Origin of the sequence: Shinella zoogloeoides (assembly GCF_030733845.1) — a bacterium.
GTDB lineage: Bacteria > Pseudomonadota > Alphaproteobacteria > Rhizobiales > Rhizobiaceae > Shinella > Shinella zoogloeoides_C.
Window position 1 is genome coordinate 3,167,501 of sequence record NZ_CP132311.1, and the last position, 15,210, is coordinate 3,182,710.

At 64.0% G+C, this 15,210-nt stretch carries 11 protein-coding genes and 1 pseudogene (1 of these 12 running past the window's edge); 1 reads left to right on the plus strand and 11 read right to left on the minus strand.

What is annotated here, in order from left to right; translation table 11 throughout:
• On the plus strand, positions 1-427 hold the end of the coding sequence (locus tag Q9316_RS16535; protein ID WP_306032659.1) for a M23 family metallopeptidase. It extends 1,529 nt beyond the left edge of the window; 427 of the gene's 1,956 nt are visible here — the last part of the coding sequence; the start codon falls outside the window, past its left edge; it ends in the stop codon at positions 425-427.
• A gap of 54 nt (positions 428-481) precedes the next feature.
• Here the strand turns inward: Q9316_RS16535 and clpB are convergent, their stop codons facing one another.
• The 11 genes and pseudogenes from clpB to Q9316_RS16590 form a co-directional block, all read right to left on the minus strand.
• Positions 482-3,088, minus strand: a complete 2,607-nt coding sequence (gene clpB / locus Q9316_RS16540; RefSeq protein WP_306035339.1) for an ATP-dependent chaperone ClpB — start codon at positions 3,086-3,088, stop codon at positions 482-484.
• A gap of 250 nt (positions 3,089-3,338) precedes the next feature.
• A complete protein-coding gene (locus Q9316_RS16545; RefSeq protein ID WP_306032660.1) occupies positions 3,339-4,013 on the minus strand; it encodes a DUF4167 domain-containing protein in 675 nt (224 codons plus the stop codon).
• A 332-nt stretch (positions 4,014-4,345) separates the two neighbouring features.
• Positions 4,346-5,221, minus strand: a complete 876-nt coding sequence (prmC, locus tag Q9316_RS16550; RefSeq protein ID WP_306032661.1) for a peptide chain release factor N(5)-glutamine methyltransferase — start codon at positions 5,219-5,221, stop codon at positions 4,346-4,348.
• Complete coding sequence (gene prfA, locus Q9316_RS16555; protein ID WP_306032662.1) at positions 5,218-6,300, minus strand: peptide chain release factor 1; 1,083 nt, start codon at positions 6,298-6,300, stop codon at positions 5,218-5,220. Before prfA ends, prmC begins: the two co-directional genes overlap by 4 nt.
• Before the next feature lie 22 nt (positions 6,301-6,322).
• Positions 6,323-8,590 (minus strand): phosphoenolpyruvate--protein phosphotransferase, encoded by a 2,268-nt coding sequence (gene ptsP / locus Q9316_RS16560; protein WP_306032663.1) that lies wholly within the window; start codon positions 8,588-8,590, stop codon positions 6,323-6,325.
• A gap of 84 nt (positions 8,591-8,674) precedes the next feature.
• Positions 8,675-9,949 (minus strand): aspartate kinase, encoded by a 1,275-nt coding sequence (locus tag Q9316_RS16565; protein ID WP_306032664.1) that lies wholly within the window; start codon positions 9,947-9,949, stop codon positions 8,675-8,677.
• A 213-nt stretch (positions 9,950-10,162) separates the two neighbouring features.
• Positions 10,163-11,884 carry an ABC transporter substrate-binding protein gene (locus tag Q9316_RS16570; protein WP_306032665.1) on the minus strand — a complete coding sequence of 574 codons (1,722 nt, stop codon included), beginning with the start codon at positions 11,882-11,884 and terminating at the stop codon, positions 10,163-10,165.
• Between the two features lie 74 nt (positions 11,885-11,958).
• Entirely contained in the window at positions 11,959-12,378 is a 420-nt protein-coding gene (locus Q9316_RS16575; protein ID WP_306032666.1) for a DUF2160 domain-containing protein, read from the minus strand.
• Positions 12,378-13,163: pseudogene (locus tag Q9316_RS16580) on the minus strand (carbohydrate ABC transporter permease); the annotation flags it as partial. The gene Q9316_RS16575 and the pseudogene Q9316_RS16580, both read right to left, overlap by 1 nt.
• 107 nt (positions 13,164-13,270) lie before the next feature.
• Complete coding sequence (locus Q9316_RS16585; RefSeq protein WP_306032668.1) at positions 13,271-14,137, minus strand: carbohydrate ABC transporter permease; 867 nt, start codon at positions 14,135-14,137, stop codon at positions 13,271-13,273.
• Positions 14,138-14,139: 2 nt separating this feature from the next.
• Positions 14,140-15,210, minus strand: coding sequence for an ABC transporter ATP-binding protein (locus Q9316_RS16590; protein WP_306032669.1), 1,071 nt, complete (start codon positions 15,208-15,210; stop codon positions 14,140-14,142).

Below are 15,210 nucleotides of genomic sequence, written 5' to 3' on the forward strand. Positions count from 1 at the left end.
CATGCATACCGGTGTCGACTGGTCGGCGCCCCGCGGCACGCCGATCATCGCCGCCGGCAACGGCACGGTCGAGAAGGCCGGATGGGATTCCGGCGGATACGGCAACCAGACCCTGATCCGCCATGCGAACGGCTACGTTTCCTCCTACAATCACCAGAGCGCCATCGCCAAGGGCATCAAGCCGGGCGCGAAGGTACGTCAGGGCCAGGTGATCGGCTTCGTCGGCACGACCGGCCTTTCGACCGGACCGCACCTGCACTACGAGCTGATCGTCAACGGCAACAAGGTGGATGCGCTGAAAATCCGCCTGCCCGGCGGCAAGTCGCTGGAGGGCAAGGCCCTCGCCCAGTTCGAGATCGAGCGCAAGCGCATCGACGACCTGCTCGGCCGCGGCGACGGTTCGACGGAAGTCGCCGAAACGCACTGAACGAAAAAGCGCGGGCCGAGACCCGCGCTTCGTTTTTCTTTGATCCTGTCCGCCTCAGGCGGCCTTGTTCACCGTCCCGTTGCGCGGCGAGAAGAGCAGCCGGTCGGAACCGGCCGTCACCTTGACGGTCACGCCATCCGGGATATCGCCGGCAAGGATCTTCTCCGCCAACGGGTCCTGAAGGTGCTTCTGGATCGCCCGCTTCAGGGGACGTGCACCATAGACCGGATCGTATCCCTTTTCGGCCAGCCAGTGCACGGCTTCCTCGTCCAGATCGAGAACGATCTTGCGGTCGACCAGCAGCCTGCGCAGACGCTCAAGCTGGATATCGACGATCGCGCCCATTTCCGACCGCTTGAGGCGGTGGAACAGGATGATCTCGTCGACGCGGTTCAGGAACTCCGGCCGGAACGCCATCTTGACGACATCCATGACCTGGTCGCGGACCGTATCGCTGTCCTCGTTCTCGCCGAGAGCCGTCAGGTATTCGGCCCCGAGATTAGAGGTCATGATGATCATCGTGTTGCGGAAGTCCACGGTGCGGCCCTGGCCATCGGTCAGGCGGCCATCGTCGAGGACCTGCAAGAGCACGTTGAAGACATCCGGATGCGCCTTCTCGATCTCGTCGAACAGCACGACCTGGTAGGGCCGGCGGCGGACGGATTCGGTGAGCGCACCGCCCTCCTCATAGCCGACATAGCCGGGAGGGGCGCCGATCAGCCGGGCCACGGAGTGCTTCTCCATGTATTCCGACATGTCCATGCGCTGGATCGCCGTCTCGTCGTCGAACAGGAAGCGGGCGAGCGCCTTGGTCAGTTCCGTCTTGCCGACGCCGGTGGGCCCGAGGAAGATGAACGAGCCGATCGGCCGGTTCGGATCCTGAAGGCCGGCGCGGGCGCGGCGGACGGCGCGGGAAACAGCCTGAACGGCATCCCCCTGACCGACGACCCATTTGCCAAGCTCGTCTTCCATGCGCAGCAACTTGTCGCGTTCGCCTTCCAGCATCTTGTCCACGGGAATGCCCGTCCAGCGGGAGACCACATGGGCGATGTTGTCAGGGGTGACGACTTCCTGCACCATCGGATCGACGTCGCCGATATCGCGGCCTTCAGCCTCCTCGAGTTCCTTCTCGAGCTTCGGGATGATGCCGTAGGCAAGCTCGCCGGCGCGCTGGAACTCACCCTTGCGCTGGGCAATGGCCAGTTCGTTGCGCAACTCGTCGAGCTGGCGCTTGAGGTCGGCGGCGCGGCCGAGCTTGGACTTTTCCGCCTGCCAGCGCGCGGTGAGCGCGGCGGCTTCCTCTTCCAGCGCGGCAAGGTCGATCTCGAGCTTTTCCAGCCGGTCCTGCGATGAGCGGTCGGTTTCCTTCTTCAGGGCCTCGCGCTCGATCTTCAGCTGGATGATGCGGCGGTCGAGTTCGTCGAGCTCTTCCGGCTTGGAATCGACCTGCATGCGCAGCCGAGAGGCGGCTTCGTCCATCAGGTCGATCGCCTTGTCCGGCAGGAAGCGGTCCGTGATGTAGCGGTTGGAGAGCGTCGCGGCGGCAACGAGGGCCGAATCGGAAATCCGGACCTTGTGGTGCTGCTCGTATTTCTCCTTCAGGCCGCGCAGGATCGAGATCGTGTCCTCGACGGTCGGCTCGTCCACCATGACGGGCTGGAACCGGCGCGCGAGGGCAGCGTCCTTCTCGACATGCTTGCGGTATTCGTCGAGCGTGGTGGCGCCGACGCAATGCAGTTCGCCGCGGGCAAGCGCAGGCTTCAGGAGGTTGGAGGCGTCCATCGCCCCATCCGCCTTGCCGGCGCCGACCAGCGTGTGCATCTCGTCGATGAACAGGATGATCTCGCCGTCTTCGGCCTGCACCTCTGCAAGCACGGCCTTCAGGCGCTCCTCGAACTCGCCGCGATATTTCGCACCGGCGATCAGCGCGCCCATGTCGAGCGCCATCAGCTTCTTGTCCTTTAGGCTCTCCGGCACGTCGCCATTGACGATACGCAACGCAAGGCCTTCGGCGATCGCCGTCTTGCCGACGCCGGGCTCGCCGATGAGGACCGGGTTGTTCTTCGTGCGGCGCGACAGGACCTGGATCGTCCGGCGGATTTCGTCGTCGCGGCCGATCACCGGATCGAGCCGGCCTTCGCGCGCATCGGCCGTGAGATCGCGGGCGAACTTCTTTAACGAATCGAAGCCCTGTTCCGCACTTGCCGTATCGGCGGTGCGGCCCTTGCGGATGTCGTTGATCGCCTGGTTGAGCGAGGCAGGCGTGACGCCGGCCTTGGCCAGGATGTCTGCGGTCGCGGCGGATTTTTCGATTGTCAGCGCCAACAGCAGACGCTCGACGGTCACGAAGCTGTCGCCGGCCTTCTTGGCGGCTTCCTCTGCGGTGGAGAAGACCTTCGCCAGCGGCTGGGAAAGATACACCTGCCCGTTGCCGCCAGAAACCTTCGGCAGCTTGGCGAGGGCGGCATCGTTGGCGATCCGCGCATCACGCGCATTGCCGCCGGCACGCTCGATCAGCGATGCGGCCATGCCCTGCTCGTCATCCAGCAGCACCTTCAGAACGTGCTCCGGCGTGAACTGAGGATTGCCGTCCGCAAGCGCCTTCGTCTGGGCGGATTGCAGGAACCCGCGAACGCGTTCGGAGTATTTTTCGATATTCATCATCTGCCTCCATAACTCGGCCGGCCCTTCGAGGCACCGGTCGACGATTCAGGATAAGGCTCCCGTCAAGGCAAGCCTTTCATGCTCGCGGTCCATCGGCCTTGCGACCGGTCAACCGCCTGAAGCGAATATGGTGGAGGCATTTCCGAAATTAAAGGGAACCAAGGGGGCGATGCAGGACATTTTTCCGGCGCTCCAAACGCAAGAACCCGGCACGAGGGCCGGGTTCTTCGAGATATGGCAGGCGCCGTTATTCCGATGCTTCAAGCGCCGGGGCGTCGCCACCGGCCGGCTGGGCTTCCTCGCCGGCAGCCTGGCCTTCGCCACGACGCGGACGGCGCGGACGGGCAGCAGCGCGGCGGCGCGGCTGGCCGCGGCCAGCGGTCGGAGCGGCAGCTTCCTCTTCGAGCGCGACCTCGGCAGGCGTGCCTTCGATCACCGGCTGAGGGCCGGAACCATCGACGATGGGCTGCTCGACGGCGACCGGAGCCGGCGTGGGTGCCTGAGCGGCAACGGGTGCCGGCTCGTCGACGGGCGTCGAATCGATTTCGTCGTTGTCCCGGTCGAAACCGTCGCGGTCGTTGTAGTCGTTGCGGTCGCTATTGTCGGAGCGTTCCTCACGCGGCATGCGATCCTGCATCTGCGCCTGTGCGGCGGCAATGATGCGGTTGTAGTGCTCGGCGTGCTGGAGATAGTTTTCCGCCATGACGCGGTCGCCGGCGCTCTGGGCGTCACGGGCAAGCGCTGAATACTTCTCGGCAATGTGCTGGGCCGTGCCCCTGATCTTCACGTCCGGACCCGAGCTGTCGTAGGTCCGCGTCAGGGGATTGCCACCCTTGCGGTGGTTATTGTTGTTGTTATTGTTATTATTATTGTTGTTGTTATTACGCCCGCGGCCGCGCTTGTTTTGCTGTCCTGGCCTCATATGTCACTCACCTAACGTATCGTGGTATGATGATTCATGTGTCTGCACGCCTGATCGGGACACGCCAGATCAGGCATTCCTTACCCGCGGGAAACCACGCCGGTCGGTGGTCCTGTCGCCGTAAGACGTCAAATTAACAGGTACCCGCACAGGGCAGTCTTCAACCCTAGCAACTCTTCGGAGAGAGCAATCCTCGCGATCGGGTCAGACAGGAGCAAAGCCTTATGTCATGACCTCTTGCCCAGTGCGTGGCTGCAAACTATCCCGCTTCCTTCACAATTCCAAGCCTTTTCTTTGCGGCTGCGGAATTTGCTGCGCTCGTGCAGCAAAATCTAGATCGCCATTGCTTTGGAAAAGACGAGAACACGGTCATTGCCGCCGAGGTCCCGGGCCGCCTCGACACAGGCAAAACCGTTTTCGCGCATGATCGCGGTGACCTGATCCTTCTGGTCGTAACCGATCTCGTAAGCCACTAGGCCGTTTTCCCTGATATGAGCGCCCGCCCCTGCCGCGATGGCCCGATAGGCATCGAGCCCGTCGTCCCCGCCATCCAGCGCAAGAATCGGATCGTGGAGCCGGACGTCCTCGTCCAGCGTTCCGACCACGGAGCGGACGATATAGGGCGGATTTGACACGATGATGTCGAACACGCCGGTCACGGCTGAAAACCAGTCGCTTTCGACCGCCTCGAAGCGGTCGGCGACGCCGTTTAGCTGGGCATTGCGCTTTGCCGTTTCAAGGGCGCCGGCCGAAAGATCGGCGCCGACGCCCGTCGTGCCGGGCACGAGATCGAGAAGGGCGAGACAGATCGCTCCCGTTCCCGTACCGAGGTCGAGGATGCGGCAGGCACCACGTTCCGCGACGATCGTCCTGGCGTGGGGCACGAGCGTATCGACAAGGATTTCCGTATCCGGCCGGGGCTCCAGCGTGTCGGGAGAAAGTATAAGGTCTAGCCGCGAGAAGGCCCGTCGCCCGAGGATGCGGTGCACCGGTTCGCGGGCGGCGCGGCGCGCAAGCGCCTTGTCGATCGACGCCAGCTGCGCGTCATCCAACGGGCGCCCGCCGTCCGTGACGAAAGCGGTCGAGGGCAGGTCGAGAATACCCGCAATCAGCATCCGCGCATCCTGCGCGGCGTCCGCGATGCCCGCCTCGGAAAGACGGCGGCGCGCGCCGGCCAGCACCTCGGCGAGCGTCGTGCCGGCGCTCATCGGCCCTGTTCGCCGAGCTGCGCCAGAAGACCCGCCTGATAATCGGCCAGCAACGCATCGACCACTTCATCGATCTCGCCGACCATCATGCGGTCGAGCTTATAGAGCGTCAGGTTGATGCGGTGGTCCGTGACGCGGCCCTGCGGGAAATTGTAGGTGCGGATGCGCTCGGAGCGGTCGCCCGAGCCGACCTGGCTCTTGCGGTCGGCAGAACGCTCGCTGTCCGCGCGCTGGCGTTCCATGTCGTAGAGGCGCGAGCGCAGAATCTGCATCGCCTTCGCACGGTTCTGGTGCTGCGACTTTTCCGAGCTGGTCACGACGATGCCGGTCGGCAGGTGGGTGATGCGCACGGCCGAGTCGGTCGTGTTGACGTGCTGGCCACCCGCGCCCGACGAACGCATCGTGTCGATGCGGATATCCTCGGCGCGAACCTCGATGTCGATCTCCTCGGCCTCCGGCAGCACGGCAACGGTCGCCGCCGACGTGTGGATGCGCCCGCTCGCCTCCGTTTCCGGCACGCGCTGGACGCGGTGCACGCCCGATTCGAACTTCAGCTTGGCGAAGACGCCGCGGCCGGTGATCGTCGCGATGATTTCCTTGAAGCCGCCGGCCTCCCCCTCGCTGGATGAGATGATCTCCACCTTCCAGCCGTGGGCGGCCGCATAGCGCTCATACATGCGGAAAAGATCGCCCGCGAAGAGCGCGGCTTCAGAGCCGCCCGTGCCGGCGCGGATTTCGAGGATCGCGCTCTTCTCGTCGGCGGCATCCTTCGGGAGAAGCAGGATCTGCATCTCCTTTTCCAGCCCCTCCAGCCGCTCCTTCAGCTCCGGAAGCTCCATTTCCGCAAGGTCGCGCATCTCGCGATCCGTCGCCTTGTCGGCAAGCAGGGCTTCGAGGTCGGCGATCTCGCCGGTGACCTTCTCGTATTCGCGAACCTTGGTCACGACCGGCTGCAACTCGGAATATTCCGAGGCGAGGCGCACATAGGTCTCCGAATCCGGCCCCGCCGACATGCGCGCCTCGATCTCGCCGAAACGGCGTTCGAGTTCGCGCATCTTTTCAACGGGAAGCTTCGCCACCGTTCAAACTCCAGTCTGGTCTTTAAAGCGGAACGCCGGTCTCGGCCGCAAAATCGGTGAGAAGCTGGCGGATCGAAACGGTCGGCTTCGTGTCGTCCAGCGCCGGCATCAAGATGGCTTCCAGCTTTGCGGCATCGAGCGACAACAGCATGGACTTCACCGGGCCGATCGCCGCCGGCGACATGGAGACGGAGCGGAAACCGATGCCGAGTAGGGCCATGGCGGAAATCGGCTTGCTCGCCATCTCGCCGCAGAGCGTCACGGACGTCTCGTTGCGCTCCCCGGCGCGCACGATATCGCGCAGGATGCGCAGGAACGGACGGCCGAGCGTGTCGAAGCGGTCGGAAACGCGGGCATTGCCGCGGTCGACGGCCATCGCGAACTGGAAGAGATCGTTCGAGCCGACGGAAACGAAATCCACCTCGGCCATCAGCTCGTCGAGCTGCCAGAGCAGCGCCGGCACTTCCAGCATCGCGCCGAATTGCAGCTTCTTCGGCAATTGCTCCCCGAGTTTCGACTGGCGCTGGATTTCCTTCTGGAGGAGGTCGCGGACCTCCCTCAGCTCCGAAACCTCCGTCACCATCGGCAGCATCAGCCGGAGATCGGCCCCGGCCGCGGCGCGCAGCATGGCGCGGAGCTGGGTGCGCAGAAGGCCCGGTCGGTCGAGCGACAAGCGGATGGCGCGCCAACCGAGGGCCGGGTTCTCTTCCTCGGCCGCGCGGAAATAGGGCACCACCTTGTCGCCGCCGATATCGAGCGTGCGGAAGGTCACCGGCCGGCCGCCGGCATGTTTCAGCACGTTGCGGTAAAAGGCTTCCTGCTCCTCCGCCTTCGGCATGGTCGAGGCGATCATGAACTGGAGTTCGGTTCGGAACAGGCCGATGCCGGATGCGCCTGATTCGTTGAGATGCGGCAGATCGACGAGAAGGCCGGCATTCATCTGCAAATTGATCTCGCGGCCGTCCCTGGTCAAAGGCTCGACGGCCCGCAGCGCCCTGTACTGCTCCTGCCGGCGCGCGCGGAAGCGCACCTTTTCCTCATAGGAGCGCTGGAGATCCGGCAGCGGCCTCAGATGCACGCGCGCATCGTCGCCGTCGACGATGATCGGATCGCCGTTTTCGGCAAGCGCCACCGCGCCCGCCGCCTGGCCGACCACGGAAATGCCCATGGCGCGGGCGACGATCACCACATGGCTCGTGACGGCGCCCTCTTCCAGCACGAGGCCGCGCACGTTCTGGCGCGGATAGTCGAGCAGCTCGGCCGCACCCATGGCACGCGCCACAATGATCGCATCGTTCGGGAAGCTGCTGGCCGACAGCTTCGCGCCATAGCCGGTAAGCTGGCGCAGGAGCCGGTTCGCGAGATCGTCGAAATCGTGCATGCGCTCGCGCAGATACGGATCCGTCATGCGGATCATGCGCGCCTTGGTCTCGCTCTGCACCCGCTCGACGGCCGCTTCCGCCGTCAGGCCGTTGCGGATCGCTTCCTCGAGCTTCCTCACCCAGCCGCGGTCATGCGCGAACATGCGGTAGGTTTCCAGCACCTCGCGATGCTCGCCCTCCATCGACACCTCGCGGCGCGACAGCATGTCGTCGATCGAGATGCGCAGGGAGCCAAGCGCTTCGGCAAGCCGGCCGAGCTCGTGTTCCGAATCCTCGTTGAGGAGATTGGTAACGACGATGCGCGGCTCGTGCAGCACGACATAGCCGAGGCCGATGCCCTCGCCGAAGCTCGCCCCCTCGATCGCGACGGGGCGGGAAAGGTCGAGCTCGAGGCCCGGCTTGGTGAGCTTCTTCAGCTCGCCCGTCGCCACCATTTCCGCAATCACCATCGCCGTCGTTTCGAGCGCCTCCACCTCGTCTTCGCGGTAGGTGCGGCTCGCCTTGTTCTGCACGACAAGCACGCCGAGCGCCCTGCCGGTGCGCAGGATAGGAACGCCGAGGAAGGAGTGGTAGATCTCCTCACCCGTTTCCGGCAGATAGGTGAAGGCGGGGTGCGACTGGGCGTCGGAGAGATTCAGCGGCCGGGCGGAGGCCGCGATGGTGCCGACGAGGCCCTGGCCCATCTTGAGCTGGGCAAGGTGAACGGCGCCGGGATTGAGACCTTCGGTCGCGTAGAGTTCGAGAACGCCGTCGGAGCGCAGCACGTAGACGGAACACACCTCCGCGACCATGTTCTGCGCGATCTGGCGCACGATCTGGTCTAGGCGCTCCTGCGGCTCGAGCGGCTCCGCCATGAGTTCGCGCAGCCGCTTGAGAAGAACGCGCGGACCCGCGGAGAGATCTCTCATCGCGTGGCGTCTCCCGAAAATGACGTTACTCCGCCGGCTCACCCGAACCGGCGATCATGAGATCGGCGCCGAGTCGGCCGGTCCTTACTTCTTATCGAGACCGTAGACGGAATGCAAAGTCCGAACGGCGAGTTCGGCATAGGGGCCGTCGATCAGGATGGAAATCTTGATCTCGGAAGTGGTGATGGCCTTGATGTTGATGCCCTTCTCGGCGAGCGCGCGGAAGGCCGAGGCGGCGACGCCCGCATGGCTGCGCATGCCGATGCCGATGACCGAGACCTTCACGAGGCCCGTCTCGTGCTGGATCACGTCGAAGCCGACCTGTTCCTTGGCGCCTTCGAGCACCTTGATCGCCTTCTCCATGTCGCCGGAGGGCACGGTGAAGGTCATGTCGGTCTTCGAGCCGTCCTCGGAAATGTTCTGGACGATCATGTCGACATTGATATGGGCCTCGGCCAGCGGGCCGAAGATCGCGGCCGAAACGCCCGGCCGGTCTGCGACGCGGCGGAGCGAGATCTGCGCTTCATCCTTGGCATAGGCAATGCCGGTTACGACTTCCTGTTCCACGATCTCATCCTCATCACAAATCAGCGTACCGGGCGGGTTCAGAAGATCGCCCATGCCCGGCGCATCGGGATCCTCGAAAGACGACCGCACGAAGGTGCGCACCTTGTGCACCATGGCAAGCTCCACCGAGCGCACCTGCAGCACCTTGGCGCCGAGCGAGGCCATTTCGAGCATTTCCTCGAAGGCGATCTTCTTCAGGCGGCGGGCCTTCGGCTCGATGCGCGGGTCGGTCGTGTAGACGCCGTCGACGTCCGTGTAGATGTCGCAGCGGTCGGCCTTGACGGCGGCGGCGATGGCGACGGCGGACGTGTCGGAACCGCCGCGGCCGAGCGTCGCGACGCGGTTGTCCGGGCCGAGGCCCTGGAAGCCGGCGACGACGGCGACCTGGCCCTCGCCCATGCGGCGGATGATATCAGAGCCCTCGATCTCGAGGATGCGGGCAGCGCCGTGCGCGTTGTCGGTCTTGATCGGGATCTGCCAGCCCTGCCAGGAGCGGGCATCGACGCCCATCGACTGGAGCGCGATGGCTAGAAGGCCGGCCGTCACGAGTTCGCCCGAGGCGACGATGGCGTCATATTCGCGCGCATCGTAGAAAGGCGAGTTGGCGCCCGTCACCTTCGGCATGTTCTGCACCCAGGCGACGAGTTCGTTCGTCTTGCCGGACATGGCCGAGACGACGACGGCGACCTCGTGGCCGTTGTCGACCTCGCGTTTCACATGACGGGCCACATTGTGGATACGGTCGAGGTCAGCGACGGACGTTCCGCCGAATTTCATCACGATGCGTGCCATGAGTGTGTACCGCTATTCCAGATATTCGCGCGAGCGCGCGGGAGAAACCGCGGGGTCTCTTAGCGGAAGACCCCGCACTGTGCAATGCATGGAATCCGGCAAACGGTACGCGGGGCGCCTGCTGAGACAAAAGGCCCGCGCACCTTCCGGTACGCGGGCAAAGGGGATCGGATGATGTGACCGCGGGCGAAAACCGCCCGCGGTCCTGCCGGATTACTTCTGCCAGCTCTTGACCAGCTCGTCATAGTTGACGGTAAGCGGCTTTTCCTTCTCGTTCTCGATCTTGAGCTGCGGAGCGAGGTTGCCCTTCTCGACGGCATCCTTGTTCCAGTATTCAAGATCGTGCTCTTCGGCGAGCTTCGGCCCCATGTCGCCCATGACGCCGGCGCGTTCCAGGCGTTCCAGAACCTTTTCCTGCTCGGCGCAGAGCGAGTCCATGGCTTCCTGCGCGGACTTGGCGCCCGACGAGGCATCGCCGATGGCCTGCCACCAGAGCTGAGCCAGCTTCGGATAGTCCGGGATGTTCGTACCGGTCGGCGACCACTGGACGCGGGCCGGCGAACGGTAGAACTCGATGAGGCCGCCAAGCTTCGGAGCGCGCTCCGTGAAGGACTGGTGGGCGATCGAGGACTCGCGGATGAGCGTCAGGCCGACATGGCTCTTCTTGACGTCGACCGTCTTGGAGACGACGAACTGCGCGTAGAGCCATGCGGCCTTGGCGCGATCGTCAGGCGTGGACTTCAAGAGCGTCCAGGAACCCACGTCCTGGTAGCCGAGCTTCATGCCGTCCTTCCAGTAGACGCCATGCGGCGACGGCGCGAAACGCCATTTCGGCGTGCCGTCCTCGTTGACGACAGGCAGGCCGGGCTTCACGAAGTCGGCGGTGAACGCCGTATAGGTGAACATCTGCTGGGCGACTTCGCCCTGCGAGGGAACCGGGCCGGATTCGGAGAAGGTCATGCCCTGGGCGGCGGCCGGCGCGTAGGCCTTCAGCCACTGCAGGTACTTCTCGATCGAGTAGACCGCAGCCGGGCCGTTCGTGTCGCCGCCGCGGGCGACGCACGAGCCGACCGGACGGGAATTCTCGTCGACCTTGATGCCCCATTCGTCAACCGGCTTGCCGTTCGGAATGCCCTTGTCGCCGTTGCCTGCCATCGAGAGCCAGGCGTCGGTGAAGCGCCAGCCGAGCGACGGGTCCTTCTTGCCGTAGTCCATGTGGCCATAGACCTTCTTGCCGTCGATCTCGCGGCCGGTGAAGAATTCGGCAATATCCTCGTAAGCGGACCAGTTGACGGGAACGCCGAGGTCGTAGCCGTACTTCGCCTTGAAGTCCGCCTTGTTCTTCTCGTCGTTGAACCAGTCGTAGCGGAACCAGTAGAGGTTCGCGAACTGCTGGTCGGGCAGCTGGTAGAGCTTGCCGTCCGGCGCGGTCGTGAAGGACTTGCCGATGAAGTCGTCGAGGTCGAGACCCGGATTGGTGACGTCCTTGCCTTCATTGGCCATGAAGTCGGTCAGCGAGCGGGCCTGCTGGTAGCGCCAGTGCGTGCCGATGAGGTCCGAGTCGTTGACATAGGCGTCATAGATGTTCTCGCCCGACTGCATCTGCGTCTGGAGCTTCTCGATGACGTCGCCTTCGCCGATCAGGTCATGCGTGATCTTGATGCCGGTGATGGCGGTGAAAGCCGGTGCCAGAACCTTGGATTCGTATTCATGCGTGGTGATCGTTTCGGAGACGACCTTGATTTCCATGCCGGCGAACGGCTTGGCGGCATCGATGAACCACTGCATTTCCGCTTCCTGTCCGGCGCGGTCGAGCGTGGACATGTCGCCGATTTCCGCATCCAGGAACTTCTTGGCAGCATCCATGTCCGCAAATGCGGAACCGGTAAACGCCAGCAGCATGGCCGCCGTCGTCGTCAGAAGTTGCTTTCGCATTTTGATCCTCCCTTGGGGTTTTGCGATTGCAAGTGAGAAGGCCCCTGTTCTCCCCGGAGCCCCCATTCGATTGCCTAGACGAAGCGGAAAACGCCAACGGCGTAGACCACGGACAAGGCAAGAGCCCACCACAGGTTGGGGCCGACGAGCCCCAGCCATGCGAGATGAATGAACGCCGAGCCGAGCAGCGACACGAACAGCCGGTCGCCGCGGGTCGTCTCGAAGCGCAGGATGCCGACGCGCGGGGAACCGCCCGGACGGGCATATTCCCAGACCGCCATCAGCGCGATCAGGAAAAAGATCGTCAGGAAGAACATGGCCGTCGGGAACGACCAGGCCATCCAGCCGCCCGGAACGAGCGGGGCGAACCAATCGCGCGCGCCGTCCTTGAGCGGAAGCGCCATGACGATCAGCCCGGCGGCGACGGCATAGACGACGACCACGCCGGCAAGCGCCACGGGCCAGCTTTTGTTTCGGTTGGCGACGGCAGCCATCAGACCCTCCCCAGGGCAAAGCCCTTGGCGATGTAGTTACGGACGAAGTAGATCACGAGCGCGCCGGGAATGATGGTCAGCACCCCGGCGGCGGCAAGCACGCCCCAGTCCATGCCCGATGCGGAAACCGTGCGCGTCATCGTGGCGGCGATCGGCTTGGCGTCCGTCGTCGTCAGCGTGCGGGCGATCAGCAGTTCGACCCAGGAGAACATGAAGCAGAAGAAGGCGGCGACACCGATGCCCGAGGCGATCAGCGGCACGAAGATCTTGGCGAAGAATTTCGGGAACGAGTAGCCGTCGATATAGGCGGTCTCGTCGATCTCCTTCGGCACGCCCGACATGAAGCCTTCGAGGATCCAGACGGCGAGCGGCACGTTGAACAGGCAGTGGGCGATCGCCACCGCAATATGCGTGTCGATCAGGCCGAAGGCCGAATAGAGCTGGAAGAACGGCAGCGCGAAAACGGCCGGCGGCGCCATGCGGTTGGTGAGCAGCCAGAAGAACAGGTGCTTGTCGCCGAGGAAGCGGTAGCGCGAGAAGGCGTAGGCCGCCGGCAGCGCCACGGAAACCGAGAGCAGCGTGTTCAGCACCACGTAGATGATCGAGTTGATGTAACCGCGATACCACGCCGGATCGGTGAAGATCACCGTGTAGTTGCGCAGCGTCGGCGATTGCGGCCACAGCGAAAAGGCGCCGGTGATTTCCGCGTTCGTCTTGAAGCTCATGTTGACGAGCCAGTAGATCGGCAGCATCAGGAAGAGGATGTAGAGCGCGGGCACGAGCCAGGAGAGGCTGCGTTTGCTGCCGGCCCCGGCTTTCGTGCCGGCATGGCTCGAAACGGCTGCCGAAACCGGATTTGCGGTGCTTGCGTGCGAAGTCATGGTTTCCTCCCTCACGCCTGTTCGTCGCTGCTGGTCATGACCGTATAGAAGATCCACGACAGCAGAAGGATGATCAGGAAGTAGATGATGGACATGGCCGCGGCCGGGCCGAGGTCGAACTGGCCGATCGCCATCTTGACGAGGTCGATCGACAGGAATGTCGTCGAGTTGCCGGGGCCGCCGCCGGTGACGACGAAGGGCTCGGTGTAGATCATGAAGCTGTCCATGAAGCGCAGCAGGAAGGCGATGAGCAGCACGCGCTTCATCTTCGGAAGCTGGATGTAGCGGAACACGGCCCAGCGAGACGCGCCGTCGATCTTGGCCGCCTGGTAATAGGCCTCCGGGATCGAGACGAGGCCGGCATAGCAGAGCAGCACGACAAGGCTCGTCCAGTGCCAGACATCCATGATGATGAGCGTCATCCAGGCGTCGAAGACGTTGTTGACGTAGTTGTAGCTGATGCCGAGCGCATCGAGCGTGCGGCCGAGCAGGCCGATATCGACACGGCCGAAGACCTGCCAGATCGTGCCGACGACGTTCCACGGAATGAGCAGCGGCAGCGCCATCAGGACGAGGCAGACCGGCACGCCGAGACCCTTCTTCGGCATGTTGAGCGCGATCAGGATGCCGAGCGGTATCTCGATGGCGAGGATGATGCCGGAAAAGAGCAGGTTGCGCCCGAGCGCCTGCCAGAAGCGGTCGGATTCAAGGACGTCGGAGAACCAGCCGACGCCATTCCAGAAGAACTGGTTGTTGCCGAACGTATCCTGCACCGAATAGTTCACCACCGTCATCAGCGGGATCACCGCCGAGAAGGCGACGAGCAGCAGGACGGGCAGGACCATGAACCAGGCCTTGTTGTTCCAGGTCTTGTTCATCGTCAGCCCTCCCTGCCGACACGCCAGCTGTCGGCGTAGATGTTGATGGCGGTGGGATCGAAGGTCACGCGCGCATCGGCCGGGATCTCCCCGTCCTCCGGCACGACGATGGCGATCGGCTTGCCGGCGAATTCGGCGCGCACGATCTTCTGCCGGCCGATATCCTCGACCTTGCTGATCGAGACGGGCATGCCCTCGCGCGACAGCGTGATGAATTCCGGGCGGATGCCGAGCTCGGTTCTGGCGCCGATGGCGATCTGAGGCTTGTAGTCGAGCGTCAGCGTCTCTTCGCCGACCTTGATGCTGCTGCCATCGATGGCGGCGGGCAGCACGTTCATGCCGGGCGAGCCGATGAAATAGCCGACGAAGGTGTGGCTCGGCTTCTCGAAGAGTTCGGCCGGCGTGCCGATCTGCACGATCTGGCCGTCATACATGACGACGACCTTGTCGGCAAAGGTCAGCGCCTCGGTCTGGTCGTGCGTGACATAGACCATGGTGAAGCCGAACTGGCGGTGCAGCTTCTTGAGCTGCGAGCGCAGCACCCATTTCATGTGCGGGTCGATGACGGTCAGCGGCTCGTCGAAGAGGATCGCGTTGACGTCGTTGCGCACGAGGCCGCGGCCGAGCGAGATCTTCTGCTTCTGGTCGGCGGTGAGGCCGCGCGCGGTCTTCTTCGCCCAGTCCGAAAGGTCGATCATCTCGAGGATATCACGCACGCGCCGGTCGACTTCGGGCTCGGCGACGCTACGGTTGCGCAGCGGGAAGGCGAGATTGTCGTAGACCGTCATCGTGTCGTAGATGACCGGGAACTGGAAGACCTGCGCGATGTTGCGCTGCTGCGTCGGCAGGTTCGTCACGTCGTTGCCGTCGAACAGGATGCGGCCTTCGGACGGCTGCAGCAGGCCCGAGATGATGTTGAGCAGCGTGGTCTTGCCGCAGCCCGAGGGGCCGAGCAGCGCATAGGCGCCGCCGTCGTTCCACTCGTGGTGGACTTCCTTCAGGGAATAGTCCGCTTCCGATTTCGGCTTTTCGCCGTAGGCGTGGCGGATGTGGTCGAGGGTGATGCGTGCCAT